This is a genomic window from Solemya velesiana gill symbiont (genome assembly GCF_002020805.1).
Lineage (GTDB): Bacteria > Pseudomonadota > Gammaproteobacteria > Chromatiales > Chromatiaceae > Sedimenticola_A.
Genome location: NZ_MPRJ01000102.1, coordinates 1 through 7,122, shown reverse-complemented (window position 1 = coordinate 7,122; position 7,122 = coordinate 1). Strand labels below are relative to the sequence as shown.

At 56.8% G+C, this 7,122-nt stretch carries 7 protein-coding genes and 1 tRNA gene; 6 read left to right on the top strand and 2 right to left on the bottom strand.

Annotated features, from left to right (window positions below; genetic code table 11):
• Window positions 1-59 precede the first annotated feature (59 nt).
• A complete protein-coding gene (locus BOW53_RS11960; protein WP_078488209.1) occupies window positions 60-914 on the bottom strand; it encodes a DUF6538 domain-containing protein in 855 nt (284 codons plus the stop codon).
• Between the two features lie 123 nt (window positions 915-1,037).
• A tRNA-Leu gene (locus BOW53_RS11955) sits at window positions 1,038-1,124 on the bottom strand.
• 123 nt (window positions 1,125-1,247) lie between these two features.
• Between BOW53_RS11955 and rnr the strand changes: the two genes are divergently transcribed.
• The 6 genes from rnr to rplI all read left to right on the top strand — a co-directional run bounded on the left by rnr (window position 1,248) and on the right by rplI (window position 6,837).
• Window positions 1,248-3,668 (top strand): ribonuclease R, encoded by a 2,421-nt coding sequence (gene rnr / locus BOW53_RS11950; RefSeq protein WP_078488208.1) that lies wholly within the window; start codon window positions 1,248-1,250, stop codon window positions 3,666-3,668.
• A gap of 45 nt (window positions 3,669-3,713) precedes the next feature.
• Complete coding sequence (gene rlmB, locus BOW53_RS11945) at window positions 3,714-4,463, top strand: 23S rRNA (guanosine(2251)-2'-O)-methyltransferase RlmB (RefSeq protein WP_078488207.1); 750 nt, start codon at window positions 3,714-3,716, stop codon at window positions 4,461-4,463.
• Between the two features lie 193 nt (window positions 4,464-4,656).
• Window positions 4,657-5,082, top strand: a complete 426-nt coding sequence (rpsF, locus tag BOW53_RS11940; RefSeq protein WP_078488206.1) for a 30S ribosomal protein S6 — start codon at window positions 4,657-4,659, stop codon at window positions 5,080-5,082.
• Window positions 5,083-5,142: 60 nt separating this feature from the next.
• Window positions 5,143-5,367: a 30S ribosomal protein S18 gene (gene rpsR / locus BOW53_RS11935; protein WP_078488205.1), complete on the top strand. Its 225-nt coding sequence runs from the start codon at window positions 5,143-5,145 to the stop codon at window positions 5,365-5,367.
• 66 nt (window positions 5,368-5,433) lie between these two features.
• The gene (locus BOW53_RS11930) at window positions 5,434-6,354 is read left to right on the top strand and encodes a DUF2232 domain-containing protein (RefSeq protein WP_078488204.1); all 921 of its coding nucleotides are present in this window, start codon (window positions 5,434-5,436) and stop codon (window positions 6,352-6,354) included.
• A 30-nt stretch (window positions 6,355-6,384) separates the two neighbouring features.
• Window positions 6,385-6,837, top strand: a complete 453-nt coding sequence (rplI, locus tag BOW53_RS11925) for a 50S ribosomal protein L9 (protein ID WP_078488203.1) — start codon at window positions 6,385-6,387, stop codon at window positions 6,835-6,837.
• Window positions 6,838-7,122 lie beyond the last annotated feature (285 nt).

Sequence of the window (7,122 nt, the reverse complement as noted above, 5' to 3'; positions counted from 1 at the left end):
CCGCTCTTTCCCGGTACTCCGGGGAATATCTTCTTCCTCTAGTCATAAGGCCTATCCTCTCAAGAAGTAGACCCTCCGACAAACCCGGGGCGATTCAATTCGTGCTTAGTACGGTCATCTACCGGTGCAACATCTGTAAAAGGGTTTGCCTCTTTGTAAAGTCGCTTAGTTGTTGCCCAATCAAAAATGACACTGTAGTGATCGATATGATCTTTTATGGTTTTAACCGACAATGTTTCCTCGTGTTTTGTATTCAAAATTTGTTCTACTGTCTGCCCCCGGAACGTAGCTGGGTTAGCTGGTAATAGCATGATCTTTTCTCGAACGTTCTCGGCATCTTCAGGTTCTACCAACGTAATATCAATATCCCCGAAAATCTCAATCAACCTTCTCTGTTTTGCTTTATCCCCTTTTGGGATTCGCCATTTTCCTCCTTTTTTTGCGATACGGTTATCGTTGTATCGCTTGATTAACGCTGAGAGTGCAGTCCCTTGCGGCTGAGACTGCTTAGGCACGGGGGTGAACACCGGGGCTTGATTTGGCAAGAGAGGGTTAGCATTTACGAGTGATGAGATTTCCTCTGGTGACATACCGGCAGCACTCATGGCGGCGAAGTCCTCAGGTTTAAACTCTTTTTCTACACACAGTTCAGGTCCGCTGAACTTAACCGTACAACAATCAGGTTTAGGGTAGCTCTTTTTGGTTTTCCTCATTCTCAACTCCGCAAACCATTGGTCAGTCTGTAACGCGAGGATACGAGCCATTGGTATCGCTTTGATGGTCTCGTGCGTTCTTAGTGTTCGCTGAAATTCCCGCTTTCCGACAATGCTGCGCAGATCGTTTGGGATGACACGACGAAAGTGGAAGACTCCAAAGCGATTTCTCTGGAGATATGACGGCAGTTTTACGCTCATATTTACCCCGCCTACCAGGCTGCGATGTAGCAGTCCAATGTAGTAGAGGTTAGAAGAGAGACGTGGAGAGAAGAGAGAGGTTGCAAACCCCTTAGAAATCAATCACTAAGGGGCTTGCTAATATGGTGCCGAGAAGAGGACTTGAACCTCCACTGGGTTTCCCCAACTAACACCTGAAGCTAGCGCGTCTACCAATTCCGCCACCTCGGCTTTTCTTTGATCAAACAAGCCCTGTGTGGGCGTTCAATCTCAGAGGTCGCGAACTTTACAGCGACATTTCCTGCTTGTCAACGGTACAATAGGCAAATTCTATGACAAATCAGGAAGTAGTTTGTGGCAAAGAAGAAACCGGGTAAAACAGCACGTGAGCAGGACCCCCGCCGCACGTGCGAAGCGAAGAAGTACGATAATCCCATCCCCAGTCGGGAGTTCATCCTGGGCGTACTGGAGAAGCAGGGCGTGCCCATGTGGCGGGACGAGCTGGCAGTCAGTCTCAACCTGAGTGATGAGCAGGATGTCGAGGCGCTTCGCCGCCGGCTTAACGCCATGGAGCGCGACGGCCAACTGGTAAGAAACCGCCGGGGCGCCTTCTGTATTGTCAACGCCAAGGACCTGATTGCAGGCCGCGTGATCGGCCATCCTGATGGCTTCGGTTTTCTCAAGCCCGACGAGGGCGGGGAGGACCTCTTCCTCACCCCGCACCAGATGCGCCAGGTACTGCATGGCGACCGTGCCGTGGTTCGCGTGGTGGGTGTCGACCAGCGGGGCCGGAAAGAGGGTGCCCTGGCGGAAGTGCTGGAGCATGCTAACCGCCAGGTGGTGGGACGGTTCTACCAGGAAGCCGGTGTGGGCTTCGTGGTGCCGGACAACAAGCGTATCAACCAGGGTATCGTGGTTCCCGAGGCTGATCGGCAGGGCGCTGGTTATGGCCAGATGGTGATGGCCGAGATCGTTGAGCAGCCTACCAAGCGTACCCAACCCATTGGAAGAATCGTGGAGGTGCTGGGGGACCACATGGCACCCGGCATGGAGACCGATGTGGCCATCCGTACCCACGATCTGCCGGTGGAGTGGCCCGAAGAAGTGGAGGTCGCCATTGCCGGCCTGGGGGGCGAGGTACCCGAGGAAGCGAAAGAGGGCAGGGTCGACCTGCGCAATCTGCCCCTGGTCACCATAGACGGTGCCGATGCCAGGGATTTCGACGACGCTGTTTACTGCGAGGCCAAGCCCAAGGGGTGGAAGCTGCTGGTTTGTATCGCGGATGTCTCCGCCTACGTGGAGCCGGGTACGGCCCTGGACCGGGAGGCACGCCAGAGGGGTAACTCGGTCTACTTCCCTGGCCGGGTTATTCCCATGCTGCCCGAGGTGCTCTCCAACGGTCTCTGCTCCCTCAATCCCGAGGTGGATCGTCTCTGCATGGTGTGCGAGATGTTCATCGACAAGGAGGGTAAGATCGCGCGCTCCAGTTTCTACGAGGGGGTGATGCGCTCCCACGCCAGGCTCACCTACGACCAGGTTGCCGACATGCTGGCGGAAGGGGAGCCGAAGCTCTGTGAGCAGTATGCTGATCTATTGCCCCACCTGCATGGGCTCTATGCGCTCTACCAGGTTCTGCACGGGGCACGCAGCGTTCGTGGCGCCATCGATTTCGATACCACCGAGACGCGTATCCTGTTCAACAAGGAACAGAAAGTGGAACGGGTGGTGCCCCTGATCCGTAACGACGCCCATAAGCTGATCGAGGAGTGCATGCTGGCGGCCAATGTCGCCGCGGCCTGCCTGCTGCTCAGGAAAAAACAGCCCGGTCTCTACCGTATTCACGACGGCCCCCAGGCAGAGAAGCTGCTTGATCTTCGGGAGTTCCTGGGCGAACTGGGCCTGGGATTGGGTGGTGGTGCGAAACCCACCGCAAAAGACTATGCAGATCTACTGGATTCAGTAGCGGATCGTCCCGACAGGCACCTGATTCAGACGGTACTGCTGCGCTCCATGTCCCAGGCTGTCTACAGTTCCGAAAACAGCGGTCACTTCGGGCTGGCGTTTCCTGCCTACGCTCACTTCACCTCGCCGATCCGTCGCTACCCCGACCTGGTAGTGCACAGGGCAATCAAGCACCAGCTCAACGGCATGGGTGCTGATGAGTTCGAATACTCTCCCACCGAACTTCAGGGCCTGGGGGAGAGCTGCTCGGCCACGGAGCGCCGGGCCGACGAGGCGACCCGGGACGCCATCTCCTGGCTCAAGTGCGAGTACATGATGGACAAGCTGGGTGAGTCTTTCGAGGGCATCATCACCAGCGTCACCTCGTTCGGCATCTTTGTTGAGCTGGATGAGATCTACGTGGACGGCCTGGTGCATATCACGGCCCTGGACAACGATTACTACCATTTCGACCCGGTAGGGCACCGGCTCGCCGGTGAACGGACCGGCCAGGTCTACCGGTTGGGTGACCAGGTGAAAATCAAGGTGGCAGCGGTCAACCTGGACGACCGAAAGATCGATTTTGTGCTGGATGGCAACGCTGAAGTAGAAGATGAAGGCAGCCGTTCTAAGCGAAGCAGAAGGGCCAAGCAGTATAAATCGGGTTCCCGGACTGAAACCGCCGGCAGGAAAAAACCGGCCAAGAAAGAGGGTGATAAGTCCAGGAAGAAGCCCAAGAAGGATAAGAAACCGAAAAAATCAAAGAGCGGCAAGTCGGACAAGGGCAAAGAGAAAAAGGGCGCGAAGCGTGGCCATCGCAAAAGCAGGAAGTAATCCCTTGTTAATGGGCATGGTCATCCGATTTTCCGGAGTGGTGTCATGAGCCAGGGTCAACTGGTTGCAGGGGTGCACAGTGTACGCACAGCCCTGAAGCACGGTGCGGGTTCGGTGCTCGAGATCTGGGTGGAGGCACGTCGCCGTGATCGTCGGATCAAGGAGGTCATCGGACTGGCCAAAGCCGCCGGTCTGCGCGTGGCCCAGGTGAGCCGGGAAGAGCTCGACGCACTGGTCCCTGGAGCCAATCACCAAGGGGTGGTGGCGCGTACTGAGGTACCTGCTGCACTATCTGAAAAGGACTTGAAGAATCTGCTGCAAGATATTGAAGATAAATCATTTCTACTGATTCTTGATGTTGTTCAGGACCCCCATAACCTGGGTGCCTGTCTGCGCAGTGCAGACGCGGCCGGTGTGCATGCCGTAATTGCCCCCAAGGACCGCTCTGCGGGATTGACGCCCACCGCCTGCAAGGTGGCTTGCGGGGCGGCGGAATCCATACCCTTTATACAGGTAACCAACCTGGCCCGAACTCTGCGCTGGTTGAGCGAAGAGCTCGGTATCTGGCTGGTGGGTACCGCCGGCGAGGCGGATGACGAGTTGTTCCAGGTGGACCTCAAGGGACCCCTGGCCATTGTCATGGGGGCGGAGGAGAAGGGCATGCGCCGCCTCACCCGGGAGGCCTGCGACCAACTGGTCAAACTGCCCATGGCCGGCTCCGTGGAGAGTCTCAACGTCTCGGTGGCGGCGGGGATCTGTCTCTTCGAAGCGGTGCGCCAGCGCAGATCATCCTGACGTTCCCAAAGCCGGGGAATATCCTGCCCCCTTTTCGGCTCCTAACCCTCTAGTACAAAAAAGAAATTCCCCGTTGCAAGGCGTTTCCTGGCGATGTAGAATGCGCAGCTTCCTGGCACGGGAGGTGTTCCTTTGCCGTACCCTTGCTTCACCGCACTATGCGGGAGGCTGTATTAATCCGTAAGGGGATACAATGAGACATTACGAAGTTGTTTTCATGGTCCATCCGGACCAGAGTGAGCAGGTTCCCGGTATGATCGATCGTTACCGTTCGAGCATCGAGGGCAAAGGTGGCACCATCCACCGCCTGGAAGACTGGGGTCGCCGCCAGCTCGCTTATCCGATCCAGAAGCTGCACAAAGCGCATTACGTGCTCATGAACATCGAGTGCGACAGCGAAGCGCTCGAAGAGCTGGAAAATGCATTCCGCTTTAACGATGCAGTTCTGCGCAACATGGTTATCGCACAGAAAGCTGCTGTCACCGAAGCCTCTCCGCTGGTTAAGACTGACGACAAAGAAGAGTCGCCCAGGGCTTCCGCCGGAGATGAGCCTGCACAAGCACCTGCTGCTGCAGAAGCACCCTGTGCTGAAGAGACTTCAGAAGGGGCTGCCGAATAAGCTTTGGTACTGTTCATGACCGTTTCGGCGGTCTAATCCAGAATTTAGTGAGGGATAAACATGTCACGTTATTTTCGTCGCAGAAGATACTGCCGTTTCACCGCTGAAGGCATCACCGAGATCGACTACAAGGATCTCAACTTGCTGAAGCCCTACATCAGCGAAACCGGCAAGATTGTGCCCAGCCGTATTACGGGCACCAAGGCCAAATACCAGCGTCAGCTGGCTACGGCCATCAAGCGGGCCCGTTACCTGGCCTTGCTGCCTTACACCGACAGTCACTGATCTGTTGGTGTTGCCTGGGCACCTGATGGTGCCTTAGCTGCTGTTTGAAGCTGCCGGAAGAGCACGATGCGGGCATTGGCATCACTGGTGATGCGGGGCAGGTTTGAGGCGGTGATGCTGGCCACGGTGTTGGCCATGTTGTCGCTCCTGCTGCCCCCGTCGAGTATTCTGAGTTCTGCGGCAGTAGCGCTGGTCACACTGCGCAACGGTCCGGGTTACGGCTTTACCGTCGTAATCATTTCAGGTTTGACCTGTGCCGGGCTTGCCTATGTGACCTGGGGAGCTGCAACCCCCGTTATCGGGTTTTCCCTCCTCATGTGGTTATCGATCTGGTTTGCGGCAACGCTGTTGCGATACAGCCGCTCCCTGGCCATTACCATGCAGGGGGTGCTGTTTCTGGGACTGCTGGTCATTGTTGCCCAGTACCTGCAAGGGCAGGACCCGGTAGCGCAATGGCGCAGTCTGCTGGAACCTTTTACCCAGTCGCTGGTTGAAGCGCAGATGGTGGAGGAGAGCAGACGGCAGGAACTGGCAGAGGTTATGGCCAGGTGGGTGCCTGGTGCCGTGGCCGCCGGTTTTATCCTGCAGGTGATGGCGTCGCTGTTCATGGCGCGCTGGTGGCAGGCAATGCTTTACAACCCCGGCGGGTTCAAAGCGGAGTTCCACCAGCTCAGGATGCCACGGATCCTTGCGATCATCACGCTGCTGGTGCTGCTGTTCCAGACTGGCGTGGCCGACCTCGGCGCTTTTGCAGATTATGTCGCCATGTTGTTGTTGGCGGCCTGGTTTCTGCAGGGCCTTTCACTTGCCCACGGCGTTTTGGGCAAGCTGGGCGCAAACAGCGGATGGCTGGTAGGAATATATTTTCTGCTGGTATTTGCCATGCCCCATGCGGTTACCGCACTGGCGGCGGCAGGATTCGCAGATGCTTGGTTTGATTTTAGGGTACGCCTCCAGGACAAAAACGGACCTGGAGAGACGAGCTGAAGATATAACACCTGTTCAGAGGTAAATACGATGGATGTCATTCTGTTGGAAAAAGTAGATAAACTTGGTGGTCTGGGAGACAAGGTAAGCGTGAAGCCGGGTTACGGCCGCAACTTCCTGATTCCCGGCGGCAAAGCTGTTGCCGCTACCAAGGATAACGTAGCCGCGTTCGAAGCACGCCGCGCGGAACTCGAGAAGCAGGCGGCAGAAGTGCTGGCTGCAGCTGAAGCACGCAAGACCGCGATCGAAGCGCTGAGCGTCACCGTTGCTCGCAAGGCCGGCGACGAGGGCCGTCTGTTCGGTTCTGTCGGTACTTCCGACATCGCCAGCGCAGTAACCGAAGCCGGCGTTGAGCTGGCCAAGCGTGAAGTGCGTCTGCCGGAAGGTCCTTTCCACACTACCGGTGAGTACGAGGTGCAGCTGTACCTGCACACCGACATGGACGCGACCCTGAAGCTGACCGTAGCTGCTGCCGAAGAGTAAGCAGCTCTAGTGGCTTTATCGCTGAGAAACCGCTGGCAGCGGGCGTACGCTCGTTGCCAGCGGTTTTCTTTTTTTCAGGAAAATTCCTCCCTTGTGAGAACAGTCTGATTGGACCTACGCTGACCGCCATGGAAGGCTGAAAGCCGAGGCGGTTAGTCCCCGGTAGCCGTGAGGCCGCACTGCTTACCCGTCGTGTGCGCAGCACGCTAGAGGGGAAGCAAAGTAGGCATCCGAACACGGCGTGTAGTCATTGGGAGGCGACTGTGGAGCGGTAACGAGCTTGCG

What these genes read in the sequence shown, in the direction of transcription:
- rpsR (WP_078488205.1), top strand. Translation starts at nt 5,143, where the DNA reads ATGTCACGTTATTTTCGTCGCAGAAGATACTGCCGTTTCACCGCTGAA.
- rpsF (WP_078488206.1), top strand. Translation starts at nt 4,657, where the DNA reads ATGAGACATTACGAAGTTGTTTTCATGGTCCATCCGGACCAGAGTGAG.
- rlmB (WP_078488207.1), top strand. Translation starts at nt 3,714, where the DNA reads ATGAGCCAGGGTCAACTGGTTGCAGGGGTGCACAGTGTACGCACAGCC.
- BOW53_RS11960 (WP_078488209.1), bottom strand. Translation starts at nt 914, where the DNA reads ATGAGCGTAAAACTGCCGTCATATCTCCAGAGAAATCGCTTTGGAGTC.
- rplI (WP_078488203.1), top strand. Translation starts at nt 6,385, where the DNA reads ATGGATGTCATTCTGTTGGAAAAAGTAGATAAACTTGGTGGTCTGGGA.
- BOW53_RS11930 (WP_078488204.1), top strand. Translation starts at nt 5,434, where the DNA reads ATGCGGGCATTGGCATCACTGGTGATGCGGGGCAGGTTTGAGGCGGTG.